General features: G+C 70.4%; 10 protein-coding genes. All 10 read right to left on the bottom strand.

Annotation, left to right across the window (positions count from 1 at the left end):
* Positions 1-55: 55 nt before the first annotated feature.
* Complete coding sequence (locus DEI85_RS07210; RefSeq protein ID WP_284183497.1) at positions 56-5905, bottom strand: Ig-like domain-containing protein; 5850 nt, start codon at positions 5903-5905, stop codon at positions 56-58.
* The gene (locus tag DEI85_RS07205; RefSeq protein WP_111124236.1) at positions 5902-7314 is read right to left on the bottom strand and encodes a serine/threonine-protein kinase; all 1413 of its coding nucleotides are present in this window, start codon (positions 7312-7314) and stop codon (positions 5902-5904) included. The genes DEI85_RS07210 and DEI85_RS07205 overlap by 4 nt, the downstream gene beginning before the upstream one ends.
* A gap of 130 nt (positions 7315-7444) precedes the next feature.
* Positions 7445-8266, bottom strand: a complete 822-nt coding sequence (locus tag DEI85_RS07200) for a PP2C family protein-serine/threonine phosphatase (protein ID WP_017885739.1) — start codon at positions 8264-8266, stop codon at positions 7445-7447.
* 3 nt (positions 8267-8269) lie between these two features.
* The gene (locus tag DEI85_RS07195; protein ID WP_258376404.1) at positions 8270-9055 is read right to left on the bottom strand and encodes an FHA domain-containing protein; all 786 of its coding nucleotides are present in this window, start codon (positions 9053-9055) and stop codon (positions 8270-8272) included.
* A gap of 55 nt (positions 9056-9110) precedes the next feature.
* Positions 9111-9668 (bottom strand): hypothetical protein, encoded by a 558-nt coding sequence (locus DEI85_RS07190; protein ID WP_111124235.1) that lies wholly within the window; start codon positions 9666-9668, stop codon positions 9111-9113.
* Between the two features lie 107 nt (positions 9669-9775).
* Positions 9776-10528 carry a YaaA family protein gene (locus DEI85_RS07185; protein ID WP_258376405.1) on the bottom strand — a complete coding sequence of 251 codons (753 nt, stop codon included), beginning with the start codon at positions 10526-10528 and terminating at the stop codon, positions 9776-9778.
* 14 nt (positions 10529-10542) lie between these two features.
* Positions 10543-10806, bottom strand: coding sequence for a F0F1 ATP synthase subunit epsilon (locus DEI85_RS07180; RefSeq protein WP_027465776.1), 264 nt, complete (start codon positions 10804-10806; stop codon positions 10543-10545).
* Position 10807: 1 nt separating this feature from the next.
* Positions 10808-12262 carry a F0F1 ATP synthase subunit beta gene (gene atpD / locus DEI85_RS07175; RefSeq protein ID WP_017885744.1) on the bottom strand — a complete coding sequence of 485 codons (1455 nt, stop codon included), beginning with the start codon at positions 12260-12262 and terminating at the stop codon, positions 10808-10810.
* Positions 12263-12309: 47 nt separating this feature from the next.
* Positions 12310-13212 carry a F0F1 ATP synthase subunit gamma gene (locus DEI85_RS07170; protein WP_027465777.1) on the bottom strand — a complete coding sequence of 301 codons (903 nt, stop codon included), beginning with the start codon at positions 13210-13212 and terminating at the stop codon, positions 12310-12312.
* A complete protein-coding gene (atpA, locus tag DEI85_RS07165) occupies positions 13213-14841 on the bottom strand; it encodes a F0F1 ATP synthase subunit alpha (protein WP_110859011.1) in 1629 nt (542 codons plus the stop codon).
* Positions 14842-14942 lie beyond the last annotated feature (101 nt).

The raw sequence follows: 14942 nt of genomic DNA, 5'->3' as shown, positions 1-14942 counted from the left end.
GGGTGGTCCTTCGGTCGTGGCGGAGGGCGGCGTGGGCGGGTCCGGGCGGCGGGGGTCAGCCGCCGGGGGCTGGTTCCGGGGCGGGCTGTTCGGGAGCAGGCGCGTCGGCAACCAGGAAGGCCTCGGTGGGCTCACCTTCCTGCGAAAGATCGGACCCGTCAGCTGTCCTGACGGCCGCGCGGACCTTGACGGAGCTGGCACCGACCGGAGGGGTCGGAGCGGTCTCCCCCGCGTTCCAGCTGTCGGTGCCGCGGAACACGTTGCCGCCCTCGTCGAGGAACCAGTCAGCGGTGAACCGGACCGTCCCACCGGTGGGACCCGAGACCACGAGCGGCTGGCCCTGCTGCGCCGCGGTCACGGCCACGCGGGTGTCGAAGGCGGCGGCGGCACCGGTCCAGGACTGGTCGTCCGTCGTGCAGAACGTGCTCCCCGGTCCGCCGCACGCGCGGAGGACCAGCTGCGAGGAGACGTTGCGACCGCCGGTCCCGGGAACGCCCGCCCACGTCTGACCCGGCTGCAGCCTGACCGTCTGTCCGCCGGTGTCGAGCTGGTAGTGGTCCACGCTCCGCGACGGTGCCGTCACGGAGACGTTCCAGAGGTTGGTGCTCGTCTGGATCGTCCCCACGTCCGGCCGGTTCGTCCCCGACGGACGCTCGTAGGTCACGGCGTCGACGTACTCGACGTTGCAGAAGAAGCCGTTGGAGACGGTGACGGCGTACCGCGTCGAGCCGCCACCGACGCCCGAGTCACGCGCCGGGCTCGAGCTGCCGATCGAGTTCGAGGAGGCAGCTGCGCAGTCCACGTTGCCGGATCGGAACACGGCGTACCGGAGACCGGAACCGCCAGCGGAGTCGCCGGCGCTCCAGCTCACGGTCACGGTCGAGCGACCCGACGAATCCGCCTGGTCTCCGGCGACCGCCTGGAGGTTCGTCGGCTTGCCCGGCGTCCCGACCGCGCTCCCGGTGGCGGACGCGGAGTTCCACTGCACGACGGTGCCGTTGCGGTCGGCGGCGTTGCGGGCCGACACGGTGACCGTGTACTGGGCGGCACTCTGGGCTCCAGTGAACGAGGTGCTCGTGGCGGTGCCGGTGTTGCGCGTGTCGGACAACCCCGGACCCTCGATCGTCACGACGTAGTTGTCGACCGCGCTGCCGTTGTTCGGCGCGGACACCTTGCCCCACTTGACGTCGAGCTGGTTCGGCGTCGACTTGCTGGGCGTGACCGTGATGCCCTTCGGCGGTGCCGGCACGAAGTCCGCACTCATCGGACCCGAGCGGGCCGAGGGCTTCGAGTCACCGATCGCGTTGGTCGCCACGACCTGGAACCGGTAGGACTCCTTCGGGTCGAGGCCGGTGACCGTGCACACCGTCGCGGTCCCGCAGTTCTTCGAGACGCCGTTGGTCCCGACGACGCGGTAGCCCGTGATGGGCGAGTTGTTGCCCTGCGGGGTCGCCCACGTCAGCGTGGCCTGGCCACCGTCGTAGGAGCCGGTCCGGGTGGGCGCACCCGGCGCGTCCGGAACGTCCTGCACCGAGATCGTGACGTCGCCCCAGACGTACCGGGCGGGGTCGTTCGTGGCGTCCGCCACCTGGTACTGCAGGTGCGCGTCGCCGGGCTTCGCGGTTCCGGCGACCGCAACCTGCAGACGCGAGCGATCACCGCTCGGTGTGACGGTGACACCCTTCGGGAGTCCGCCGGACAGACCGCGGATGTTCACGACGCGCAGCCGCTCGCCCGGGAACGGGTTGGTCGGCTGGTCGTTCGTCAGGACGTCGATGGTGGTGGTCGCCCCGCGCTTCGTCACCGAGCGGTCGGCGCCCGGCTGGACCACCGGCCGGGTGGAGGCGACGACGCCGACGGTGACTGTGCCGGCGCGACCGGCGTTCGCGTCGTCCGCGACACCGATCCCGATCGACGCGGTGGTGTTCTTCTTCGCGGTGTCAGCAAGCGAGATGGTGAGCTGCTGCTTCGCGATCGACGCGGTCGTCCCGGCGGCGGGCCGGCCGACGATCGAGTACCGGAGCTCCGGCAGGTCCTTCGGGTACGGGTAGTCGGTGAGCTTCGTCAGGTCGATCTTCCGCGTCTCGCCCGGCTGCATCTCGATCGAGGAGCCCGCGAACGCCGGCGGCTGGTTCGACCGGGGCGTGACCGTGATCGGGAGCACGAGGGTGGCGACGCGGCCCTTGCCGCCGTTCGCCGACGACCCGTCGGTGACCTCGAACGAGATCGACGCCTTGCCGTAGTAGAGCTTCGACGACGTGAACTGCAGCGTCGACGAGTCGACCACCAGGGTCTGCCCGTTCGCGTGGGTGGCCTTGACCGTGCCGCGGTCGGTGATCTTCGCGGTCTGGCCGTTCGCCGTCACGACGAAGTCCTGCAGCGGGATGCGAACCGTGGCCTCGCTCTTCACCGTGACCGCGCCGGCGCTGCGGTTGATCTGGGGCAGGGCGTCGTCGAAGCCCGGCACGTTGATGAAGCCGTAGGAGACGATGTCCGGGTGGTCGAGCCGGGCGACCGAGAACGGGATCACCTGCGAATCGTCGGTCAACCGAACGGTGATGCGGCCGTCGTCGGTGGGCGTCGCCGTGTCGCCGTAGCCGGGGACGACCCCGACCCGGAGGTCGGCCGCGGTGCCCTCGGCGAAGAAGACGTTGTCGAGCACGTCGACGGTCACGCTCTGCCGGCGCAGGATGTCCTGCAGGTCGAGGGTCGTGTCGTCGACCTCGGGCCGGAGGGGCTGGGCGTCCGGGTCGACGGTCACCGTGAGGAACGCCGTGCTCGATCCCCCGCTGCTGTTCGCGACGGTGTAGAGCACCGCGAAGTCACCACGCTTCGCCGACTTCGGCGGCGTGACGCGGATCTGCTGCTTCCGGAGGATCTTCGCGGAGACGTCCTCGGCCGTCGGCTGGGCCTGCGCGACGGTCAGCTGCCCACCCTCGGGGTCGGAGTCGTTCTGCAGGACACGCACCGTCACCGACCCACCGGGACGGATCGTGACGTGGTCGGCCTCGGCCACGGGGTTCGAGGCCTGCTCGGCGCGGGGTGCGATGCCCACCCGCACGGTGCCGGTCGCACGGGCACCGAGGGCGTCCACGACCGTGTAGGTGAACTCGTCGGTACCTGCCGAGTAGTCGCCGGCCTCGTAGGTCAGTGCGTCCGAGGCCACGTCGGCGACCGATCCCTTGTCGGGGTTGGAGCCCACGCCGACGAGCTGGACGGAGTCGCCGTCCGGGTCGATCCCGTTCAACGGCACGCTGATCCGCACCGACGACCCGGCGACCACGCGCGCGGTGACGGTCTGCGGGACCGGTGGGTTGTTGGTCGCGGCGTCACGCTCGCGCACCGAGATCGACACGGCGGCATCGGCGTACTGGCCGTCCGGGCCGGCGACCCGGTAGACGGCGGTGTAGTTGCCCGGCGTCTTCGGGGCGAGGTAGCGCAGGTGGTCACCGGAGACGAACAGCAGGCCGCCGTCGCCCGGCACGTTCTGCACCAGCTCGGGCTGGAGCGTCAACGGTTCGCCCTCGGGCTGGGTGTCGTTGCCGAGCACGTCGATGTTCGCGACGTCGCCGACGCGCACGGTGGCGGTGTCCGGCTGGGCGACCGGAGGCTGGATGCGGTCGGGCTTCGGGATCTCGACGACGGTGATCGTGCCCGGGGACGACGCCAACCCGTTCGTCTCCGTGTACCCGAACGACACCGGACCGTCGAGCGGCGCCGTGAGCGTCACACGGACCGTGTGCTGGTCGAGGATGCTCGCCTGCACGCCGCTGCCCCGCGCGGGTCCGTCGAGCGCCGTCACGAGCAGCACGCCGCCCGCCGGGTCGATGTCGGTGGCGGTCACGTCCGTGTCCTTGGTGGACAGCGTGTTGACGAACACCGTCTTCGGCGTGGTGATCGGCGCCGTCGAGGCGTCCGGTGGCGCGAGGACGGTCACGCGGACGATCCCGCTCGACGTCTTCACGCCGTCGGTCACCGTGTACTCGAGCTGGTGGTCGCCCGCCCGCTCCCCCTGCACCCGGAAGGTCCCGGCGTCGTAGCTCGGGGTGACGGTGAGCCCGGACGCCGACGACACGCTCGTCAGCGTCACGGTGCCGTTGCCACCACGGACGTGGTCGAGCGGCTCGACCGTGAAGGCCTTGCCGGCGTACCCGGACACGGGGAACGGATCGGCACGCAGCGGGACGGTGCCCTGCTTGGCCACGCGCACCGTCACGGCACCCCGGCCGTCGGCGCGTCCGTCGCTCACGACCAGCTGCACCGACCGCTCACCGGTCCGGCCGCTGTCGTTCCGGAAGTCGAGCAGGCCGTCCGGTGTGGTGGACACCCGGTCGCCGTTCGACGCGGTCGCCGACTCCAGGTACACCGGGTCGCCGTCCGGGTCGACCCAGTCGCCGAGGACGTCCGAGACGACGTGCCCGTTCTGGACGACGTCAGCCGAGGTGTCACGGACCTGCCGCGGCGCCTCGTTCTGACTGTCGGGGCGCACGCTGATCCGGACGGTCGCTGTGTCCGATCCGCCGTTGCCGTCGGTGATCGTGTACGGGAACGTCACGGTCCCGGAGGCGCGCGACGACAGCGTGACCTGCAGACGTTGGCCGTCGCCGACGATCGCGACGCGGCCGGCGGCCTTCGAGATGGTGCCGACCTCGCTCACGATGATCGGGTCACCGTTCGGGTCGTAGTCGTTCAGCAGGACCGGGAGGCTCGTGGTGCGTCCCGGACGAGCGCCCAGTTCGTCGTCCACCGCCACCGGCGGCTTCTGGTCCTTGTCGACCTCGGGGTCGTCGTCGGAGACCTGCTCCTGCTGCTGCTCGTCGTCCTGCTTGATCAGGTCGGCCCAGTTGTCGATGAGCTGGCCACTCCGGTCGATCGCCCAGGAACGGCCGCTCGTCGGGTCGTTGGCGACGACGGTGTCGCCGTTGTGCAGGATCTGCAGTTCGCTCGCGCCGCCGGTGCTCGCCAGGCGCTGCAACGCGCTGCCGTCACACGTGTCGATCGCCTGTCCGCCCGCCCACGCCGCGTACGTGCAGGACCCGTCGACGTAGGGCCGCGCGGGTCGCCCGGACACCTGGAGCGCGGTGGCGTCCACGGTGCCGGAGGCGCTGACGCGGACCAGGCCCGCCGTGCCCGCGACCGTGACCTCGGCCGTGCTGTCGGAGGACCGCTGGAGGGCCGGCGACGACCCCACCCGGTCGCCGAGCTCGACCGTGCGGCCGTCGACCGACAGGGCACCGCTCGTGCGGTCGAGCACGGCGAGGTGCCCGTCGAACGTGGCGACCTGGAAGTCGTCGCCCCGGTCCATGTCGACCTTCCACCGTTCGGAGACGGTGAGTGTCGCGCCGACGTCGACCAGCGACGCCGTCCCGGTCTTCGCGGAGTAGACCGCGACGTGGCCGTCGGAGGCGTCGAAGACGGTGTCGGCGCCCAGGGTCAGGTCGGCCTTGGCCGACGCGTCGAACTCGCCGAGGTCGCTCGTGGGGGTCGCCCAGAGTTCGCCCGTGTCCGCGTTGCCGATGACCGCGGTGTCGCCCGCGAAGAAGACCTGCGGCGTCCCCGCCGGCAGCGTGATCGCATCACCCACGGTGGCGTCGGCGACGTCGACCCGGGCGACCGTGCCCTTGGTCTCGTCGACGCTGTAGACGGTGGAGCCGCGCTGCAGCACCGACAGGTCGTCGCTGGCCGTCTCGACCGCGGTGTTGAGCTGCAGGATGCCGGTGTTCGCCCGGCCGACCGCGCCGTACTCGGCCGAGGGCACCCAGACGGTGCCGTCGCCGAGGTCGACGCGTTGCGTGTGGTACCCGGTGGAGACGATCGCCGTGGTCGCGACGACGGCGGCGACGAGCACCGAGGCACCCGTGGTCACGGCAGCGGAGCGGTGCTTCGCGAGGAGGGCGCGGATCACCCGGCGCTCCCGATCGTCGCGCACTTCTGCGCGCTCGCAGCACCTGTCCTGCCGTCGCGGTTCACCGCGACGGCGATGCACTCCTCGTCGCCACGTTCACCGGAGACGACGAACGTCGTGCCGGTCTGCTGGCTCGAGGACCCGTTGGACGAGATGACGTACGTGTCGCCGCTGCGCAGCCCGGGGTCGGTCCAGCTGAAGGACACGGACTGCGGCGACGGCTCGGCACGGACCTCGGCCACGACCGGGATGGCCCCGGCGCCGAGCCGACCGACGACGACGACCGTGGCGATCGCGAGGGCGGCGACCACGACGACGGCGAGGGACGTCGCCCACACCAGGGTCGAACGGGTCCGGCGCCGGGAACGGGTCACGGACCCGGTGCGGTGCACGGTGCCGACGCTGTGCGAACCGCCGGCCACGACCCCGCCCTGCACCGCGCGGCGGGTGCGACGACGCCCGCCGACCCGGGTGGGTGGCTGCAGCTCACGGATCACGGTGCGGTCACCGTGCGGGGTCGGCGTCGAGATCGCCCAGGCCTCGACCGCGACGTCGGCGGTCGTCTGCGGGATGCCGAGTTCAGCCTCGACCTGCTGGAACCCGCGCACGAGTTCGATCACCGTCGCGGGGCGTCCCTGCGGCTTGCGGGACAGCGCCGAGGCGAGCAGGCGCTCCAGCGAGGGCGGCACGTCGGTGCGACCAGTGGGCTTCACGCCGCCCTTGTCGATCCGGTGCATCAGGTCGTTCGCGCCGTTCTTGCCGCCGCGGACCTCGAACGGGCTGCGCCCGGCGAGGAGCGAGTACACCGTCGCCGCGAGGGAGTACACCTCGGACTGGATCGTGCCGCGCGACTCGTCGATCAGGACCTCGGGCGCAGACCACGGGATCGACATGCCGATCGGCTCGTCCGGGTCGGTGCCCCCGATCGTCGCGGCGATGCCGAAGTCGGAGAGCACGGGATTGCCGTAGGCCGTCAGCAGGATGTTCGACGGCTTGATGTCGCGGTGCAGCACGCCCTCACGGTGTGCGGTCTCGAGCGCCGACCCGATGCGGATGCCGATCGACAGCACCTCGGACACGGGGATCGGTTCGCGACGGTACCGTTCGCTGAGGGACGAGGAGCAGAGCTCCATGACCAGGTAGGGACGGCCGTCAGCCGCGACGCTGGCCTGGAAGACGGTGAGGATCGACGGGTGCGTGCTGAGCCGGGCCATCAGGTTGGCCTCGGCCTGGAACATCTGCCGGACGCGGTCGTCGACGACCTCGTCCAGCAGCACCTTCACCGCGACCTGTCGTCGGGGCATGTCCTGCTCGTAGAGGAAGACGTCGGCGAAGCCACCGGACCCGAGGACGTGGACGGGACTGAAACCGCCGATCACGGGCGGGGTGGACGGCAGGCGTCTCGCCATGGTCCTCTCCTCCCCCGGCCGAGCGGCCAGCTCTCTCGACGTGGCCATGTCATTGTACGAAGCGTGGGTGACGGACATTCCGCACGTCGATCCCCCACAGCTCGACGTGTTCCCCCAGTTCGGGGGCCAGCTAGTGCCGCGGCAGCGTGTCCTCGAGGTCGCCATCGTCCGGTGCGGCATCGACCTGCAGCACCACCACGGTGACGTTGTCACGACCGCCGGCCACGACGGCGTCGCCCACCAGGCGTTCCGCCAGGTCCTGCGCGCCTGGCTCACGTGCCGCGATGCGCGCGATCCCGGCGTCGCCGAGCTCCTTGGTCAGCCCGTCGGAGCACACGATGTAGCGATCGCCGGCCCGTAGGGGCAGGGTCCACCAGTCCGGCGCCGGCGGTTCGCCGAAGCCGACCGCACGCGTGATGACGTTGCTGTCCGGGTGCTGCTCGGCGTCCTCGGCGCGCAGCAGGCCGGCGTCGACCATCTCCTGCACCACCGAGTGGTCGACGGTGACGCGGCGGAGCACGCCGTCCTCGATGCGGTAGGTGCGGGAGTCACCGACGTTGAACACGAGCGCCGCGGGCTGCCCGAGCGACGCCACGAGCGCGATCCCGGTGACGGTGGTGCCCGCGCCGATGGCGTTGCCGCCGGCTGCACGCTCGATGTCGGCGGTCGCGAGGAGCAGTGCGCGCTGGATGCCCTGGCGCGTGGTGAACGGCTCGGCCGTCACCTGTTCGAGCCGACGCACGACCGCGTCGCTGGCGCGGTCGCCCGCGAGGTGTCCGCCCATGCCGTCGGCGACGACGAAGAACGGCGCCCCCACGATGTAGCTGTCCTCGTTGTGGTCACGCCGTCGACCGACGTCGGTCGCGGCTCCCCACGAGAGCGTCAGGGTGGCGCCGTCGGCACCGGGGACGTCGATGGCGTGCGCAGTGGCTGCTCGGCCGAGTTCGGTCACGTTTCAGGATCGCTCTCTGGTGGGTCGGGGCGTGCCGTGTGCTGTCTGATCGGAGGGCCACGGGGGAACCGGAGGCAGCCCCTCTGCCGTCGGTGCGACCCGGAGGTACGGCGAGAGGACCTCGATGGCGTTGCCGTCACCGATCTCGACTACCGTACCCGTCAGCGCGACGATCGACGCACCCGACGCCATGCGGTAGGCGGGCGCACCGGCCGGGCGGACGACGGTGCCGTTCGTCGACCGGAGGTCCTGCACGACGACGGCTTCGCCCTCGGCGTGGATCCGGACGTGGGACGACGACACCTGCCCGGACGCGGACCGCACGGTCGCGAGTTCGGGCTGCGGACCACGGGTGACCCGGGGCAGCGACGGCCGGCGGCCGATGACCACCGGGTGGTCGAGCCGGAAGGTGCGGCCGTCGATGCGGATCGAGGGCACGCGTGCCGCGGGTGCGGCGGGTACCGACGGGACGGCCGGGAGGCCCGGGGCAGCACCCACGAACGGGCTCGCTCCGGCGCCGGGTCGCGCCGGCACCCGGACGACGGTGTCCTCCGGATCGACGTCGTCCCCCGCTGTCGGTGGCGGGCCGGGTGCGCCGAGCGCGGGCCGGATGACCGTGTCACCGAGGACCCCGTCGTCGGATCCGGGGTCGGAGTCCGGACCGGCGCCGGGGACGACGGGACCTGAGCCGCGGATGACGGTGTCGTCGACGGCGTCCGCCGTCCGGTCGCCCGCCGCCGATCGTCGGGGTCGCCGGATGACGGTGTCCTCGATGTCGTCGTCGCGCAACCGGAGCCCTCCCAGTGTGGTCTCCCCCACCGTAGACGATCCGGTCGACCCCACGTCATCGACGCTCCCACGACGGGCCGCTGCCCGCGACGACCGAGCGCAGGACGAGCCCCGCGAGCGGATCGTCCGCGCGGGTCTCGAGGGCGTACCGGGCACGCGTCTCCGCCCGTGCCCACGACCCGAGCGCCCACGCACACCAGGCTCCGAGCGACAGGGCACCGGCGGCACCCGACGATCCGTCGAACGGGCCGTCCTGCGCCCGCCACACCCGCCACGCGTCGGCGCACCGGTCACCGGCGAGCCGCACGCGGCCCCGATCGGGAGCCGGGCCGAAACCGTGGAGCGCCGGCGGGGTCGGGTCGGCGAAGGGGTCGAACACCCGGATCGACCGGGGGTCCGGAGTGCCCTGCGCCGCGATGAACGGCACCAGGGCCATGCGGGGCGCGAGTGCGCCGCACGCCGTCACCACGGCCGTCGCAGCGGCCTTCGACAGTTCCGCGCGGCCGGGCGCGACGAGCGCGGCCGCTGCGGCTGGGAGGGTGACCGCCGCGGCGATCTCGCGAGGGAAACGCACTGCGGAGCCGGGGCCGGACTGTGCCGTGAGGGGGATCATGCACGCCATCGAAGCGTGCTGCGGGCCTCCAGGCAGGGGCGCCCCGGCCATCTGTGGACCGGAGCGGCCCCGCCCACGCCTGTGGAGGACGAGTCGGCGGAAGCCGCTCAGGCGGCGACGGGCTCCAGGCTCTCGGCGACCAGGTCCCAGCCGCCCTCGTTGCGTTCGACGGCCACGCCGTTCGCGGCCGCCCAGCCGACCAGGTCGTCCATGCTGCCGATGCTCGCACCGGTGCGGGCGAGCAACGCCACCAGGCGGCCCTTCGCGGTCTTGTTCCAGTGGTTCAGTGCACGACGACGACCGGAGCCGTCGACGCTCACCACCCGTGGTGCCACCGCTCCGGACACGGGACCGAGCTGCCGGTACCCCTCGGATCGAAGGTCGAGCACCAGGCCGTCCGCACGGGTCAGCAGGGAACGGGTCGACACCGCGGGCCAGTGCGCTGCCAGTCGGATCGACCCGAGCCGCGAGTCGTGCGACAGCCGGTAGGCCGGGATCGGGTCACCGGCACCGATCGGGCCGAACATCGCGGACTGCACGATCACGTGCTCCGCCCACCACGCACGGGTCGCCGCGTCCGCGTCCTGCGCGCCCAGGGGGTCGTAGAGGACCCCCGTGTACCGCTCGATCGCGGGCATCGTGCCCGAGGTGTCGAGCTCGAGGTTCCGGAGCCGCTCGGCGATCGACTTCGGACCGAGCTTCAGCGCCGTCCTGGCCGAGGACTCCTCGGAACTGACGAAGCGGGCCGCGGTGATCACCGCGGCCCGCTCATCGGCCAGTTCCGGGAACGAGAGTGCACGCAGATCGAGCGTGCGGCTCGTGTCCCCGCCCTCCCGCTTCGTCTCCGAAGGCGGGAGCAGGACGGTCAGTCCGGTCAGGACGCCAGCGCGGCCTGCCGCGCGACGATCGTCACCGTGTCGTGCTCGACCGACAGGAAGCCGTCCTCGGCGTCGACCGCGACGGTCGACCCATCGGCCCGCGTGATGCGGACCTGACCCTGCGCCAGGATCGCGAGCATCGGCTCGTGTCCGGCGAGGATGCCGATCTGGCCCTCTGTCGTCCGTGCGACGACCATGGTGGTGTCGCCCGACCAGACCTCACGGTCGGCCGAGACGACGCTCACGCTGAGACCCGCCATGTCAGCGGTTCTCCTTCTGGATCTGAGCCCACTTCTCTTCCACGTCGTTGATGCCACCGACGTTGAAGAACGCCTGGGTCGCAACGTGGTCGAACTCACCGTCGGCGATGGCGCGGAAGGACTCGATGGTGTCCTTGAGCGGCACCGTGGAGCCCTCGACGCCCGTGAACTTCTTCGCCATGTAGGTGTTCTGCGAGAGGAACTGCTGGATACGACGAGCGCGCTCGACCGTGATCTTGTCCTCTTCGGAGAGCTCGTCGACACCGAGGATGGCGATGATCTCCTGCAGTTCCTTGTTCTTCTGGAGGATCTGCTTGACGCGCGTGGCCGTCTCGTAGTGGTCGGCACCCAGGTAGCGCGGGTCCATGATGCGCGACGTCGACGCCAGCGGGTCGATCGCGGGGTACAGACCCTGCGACGCGATCTCACGGGAGAGCTCGGTCGTCGCGTCGAGGTGCGCGAACGTGGTGGCCGGAGCCGGGTCGGTGTAGTCGTCAGCCGGCACGTAGATCGCCTGCAGCGAGGTGATCGAGTGACCACGCGTCGAGGTGATGCGCTCCTGGAGCACACCCATCTCGTCGGCGAGGTTGGGCTGGTAGCCCACAGCGGACGGCATGCGGCCGAGCAGCGTCGAGACCTCGGAGCCGGCCTGCGTGAAGCGGAAGATGTTGTCGATGAAGAGGAGCACGTCCTGCTTCTGGACATCGCGGAAGTACTCCGCCATCGTCAGCGCCGACAGGGCCACGCGGAGACGCGTTCCCGGCGGCTCGTCCATCTGGCCGAACACGAGGGCCGTCTTGTCGAAGACACCCGCCTCTTCCATCTCACCGATGAGGTCGTTGCCCTCACGGGTGCGCTCACCGACACCGGCGAACACCGACACACCGCCGTGGTCCTGCGCGACGCGCTGGATCATCTCCTGGATGAGGACGGTCTTGCCGACGCCCGCACCACCGAAGAGGCCGATCTTGCCACCCTGCACGTACGGGGTGAGCAGGTCGATGGACTTGATGCCGGTCTCGAACATCGAGGTCTTGGACTCGAGCTGGTCGAAGGCCGGGGCCTTGCGGTGGATCGGCCAGCGCTCGGTGATCTCGAGCTTCTCGTCCGTGTTGAGCACGTTGCCGAGGACGTCGAAGACCTTGCCCTTGGTGACGTCGCCGACGGGGACCGAGATCGGAGCGCCCGAGTCACGGACCTCCTGGCCACGGACCAGGCCGTCGGTCGGCTTCAGGGAGATGGCACGGACGAGGTCGTCGCCGAGGTGCTGCGCGACCTCGAGGCCGATCTCCTGCGACGAGTCACCGATGGTGATGGTCGTGAACAGGAGGTTGTACATCTCCGGGATTGCGTCGTGGGGGAACTCGATGTCGACGACGGGGCCCGTGACACGGGCGATCCGGCCGACACCGGGCGCCGACGACGTCTCGACCGCGGTGGTTGCGGTGTCGGTCATGGCTGGTGCCTTCCTGAGGGTGGGTATCTGTCCGCGAACGACGCGGACTACTTCTTCTTCGACGAGAGGGCGTCGGCGCCGCCGACGATCTCGGAGATCTGCTGGGTGATCTCCGCCTGACGCGCGTTGTTCGCGAGTCGGGTGAAGTCACGGATCAGCGAGTCGGCGTTGTCGCTGGCCGCCTTCATCGCCTTCTGACGCGCGGCGTGCTCGGAAGCAGCCGACTGCAGCATGGCGTTGAAGATGCGGCTCTCGATGTAGACCGGGAGCAGCGAGTCGAGCACCGCATCGGCGTCCGGCTCGAACTCGTAGAGCGGCAGGGGCTCGTTGCCCTCGGGCTCGTCGATGCCCTCGACGACCTCGAGGGGCAGCAGGCGAACGACCTGCGGCTCCTGGGTCGCCAGGCTGATGAACCGGTTGAACACGATGTGGATCTCGTCCACGCCGCCGTCAGCGGTGTCCTGGAGGAACTTCGCCACGACGGCGTCGCCGATCTCCTTGGCCGTCGAGAACTCCGGCTGGTCGGTGTTGCCGACCCACTGCTGCTCGGACGGACGCTCACGGAACGCGAAGTACCCGACGGACTTGCGGCCGACCAGGTAGTAGACGACGTCCTTGCCCTCGCTGCGGAGCAGGGAGGCGAGCTCCTCGCCCTGCTTGAGGACGTTCGTGCTGAACGCGCCGTTCAGGCCGCGGTCCGAGGTGAAGAGCACGACGGCTGCACGGGTCGACGACTCCGGCTCGGTGGTCAGCACGTGGTCGACGTTCGAGAACGTCGCCACGGCCGACACCGCACGCGTGACGGCCCGCGAGTACGGACCGGACGCAGCCATGCGGGCCTGCGCCTTCTGGATCCGCGACGCCGAGATCAGCTCCATGGCGCGGGTGACCTTCTTCGTGGTCTTCGCCGACTTGATCCGCTGGCGGTAGACCCGGACCTGCGCTGCCATCTAGCGACGACCCTTGACGATCTGCTCCTGGTCGACGTCCTCGGCGTCAGCCGCGTCGAACTGCTCGGAGCCGAGGGTCTTGCCGTCGCTCGTCTGGAAGCTCTTCGTGAACTCGTCGATCTGCTTGTCCATCTCGGCGACGGTCTCGTCGCTGAGCTGGTTCGTCTCGCGCAGGGTCGTGAGGACGTCGGAGTTGCGACGCAGGTGGTCGAGCAGTTCGGACTCGAAGCGGAGCACGTCCGGCACCGGGACGGTGTCGAGCTTGCCGTTCGTGCCCGCCCAGATCGAGACGACCTGCTCCTCGACCGGGTACGGCGAGTACTGCGGCTGCTTGAGGAGCTCGGTCAGACGCGCACCGCGCTCCAGCTGACGACGCGACGCCTGGTCGAGGTCGGACGCGAACATCGCGAACGCCTCGAGCGAGCGGTACTGCGCCAGCTCGAGCTTCAGCGTGCCGGAGACCTTCTTGATCGACTTCACCTGGGCGTCACCACCGACGCGGGACACCGAGATGCCCACGTCCACGGCCGGACGCTGGTTCGCGTTGAAGAGGTCCGACTGCAGGAAGATCTGGCCGTCGGTGATGGAGATGACGTTGGTCGGGATGTACGCCGAGACGTCGTTCGCCTTGGTCTCGATGATCGGGAGGCCCGTCATCGAACCGGCGCCGAGCTCGTCGGACAGCTTCGCGCAACGCTCCAGCAGACGGGAGTGCAGGTAGAAGACGTCACCCGGGTAGGCCTCGCGGCCCGGCGGACGACGGAGGAGGAGCGACACCGCACGGTAGGCCTCGGCCTGCTTCGACAGGTCATCGAAGATGATGAGGACGTGCTTGCCCTGGTACATCCAGTGCTGGCCGATGGCCGAACCGGTGTACGGGGCGAGGTACTTGAAGCCGGCCGGGTCGGAAGCCGGGGCGGCGACGATGGTCGTGTACTCCATCGCACCGGCGTCCTCGAGCGCACCCTTGACGGAGGCGATCGTGGAGCCCTTCTGGCCGATGGCGACGTAGATGCAGCGGACCTGCTTCTCCTCGTCGCCGGACTCCCAGTTGGCCTTCTGGTTGATGATCGTGTCGATCGCGATGGCCGTCTTGCCGGTCTGGCGGTCGCCGATGATCAGCTGACGCTGACCACGGCCGACGGGGATCATCGCGTCGATGGCCTTGATGCCGGTCTGCAGGGGCTGGTGGACCGACTTGCGGGCCATGACGCCGGGGGCCTGGAGCTCGAGGGCACGACGGCCCTCTGCGGCGATCTCGCCGAGACCGTCGATCGGCGCGCCGAGCGGGTCGACAACGCGACCGAGGAAGGCGTCGCCGACGGGGGCGGAGAGGACCTCACCCGTGCGGGTGACCTCCATGCCCTCCTCGATGCCGCCGAACTCGCCGAGCACGATGGCGCCGATCTCGTCTTCGTCGAGGTTCTGCGCCAGGCCGAGCGTGCCGTCCTGGAAGCGGATGAGCTCGTTCGCCATGACGCCGGGGAGACCCTCGACGTGGGCGATGCCGTCACCGGCGTCGGTGACGTGCCCGACCTCGGCCGTGGAGGCCTTCGTCGGCTCGTAGTTCGAGACGAAGTCCTTCAGGGCATCACGGATCTCATCGGGGCTGATGGTGATGTCTGCCATGGGATTTTCCTTGTGGTTTTCCGGGGCCCTTCGGCTCCGAGAGGGTGACGCTGCCGGACTCGGCAGTTCCCGTTGTGGACTTGGGGAGGAGCGGCTTCGAC

It is taken from the genome of Curtobacterium sp. MCBD17_026, assembly GCF_003234895.2.
In the GTDB taxonomy this organism is placed as follows: domain Bacteria; phylum Actinomycetota; class Actinomycetes; order Actinomycetales; family Microbacteriaceae; genus Curtobacterium; species Curtobacterium flaccumfaciens.
Note: the sequence above shows the minus strand (reverse complement) of the source record. Positions and strands in the feature narration are given on the sequence as shown.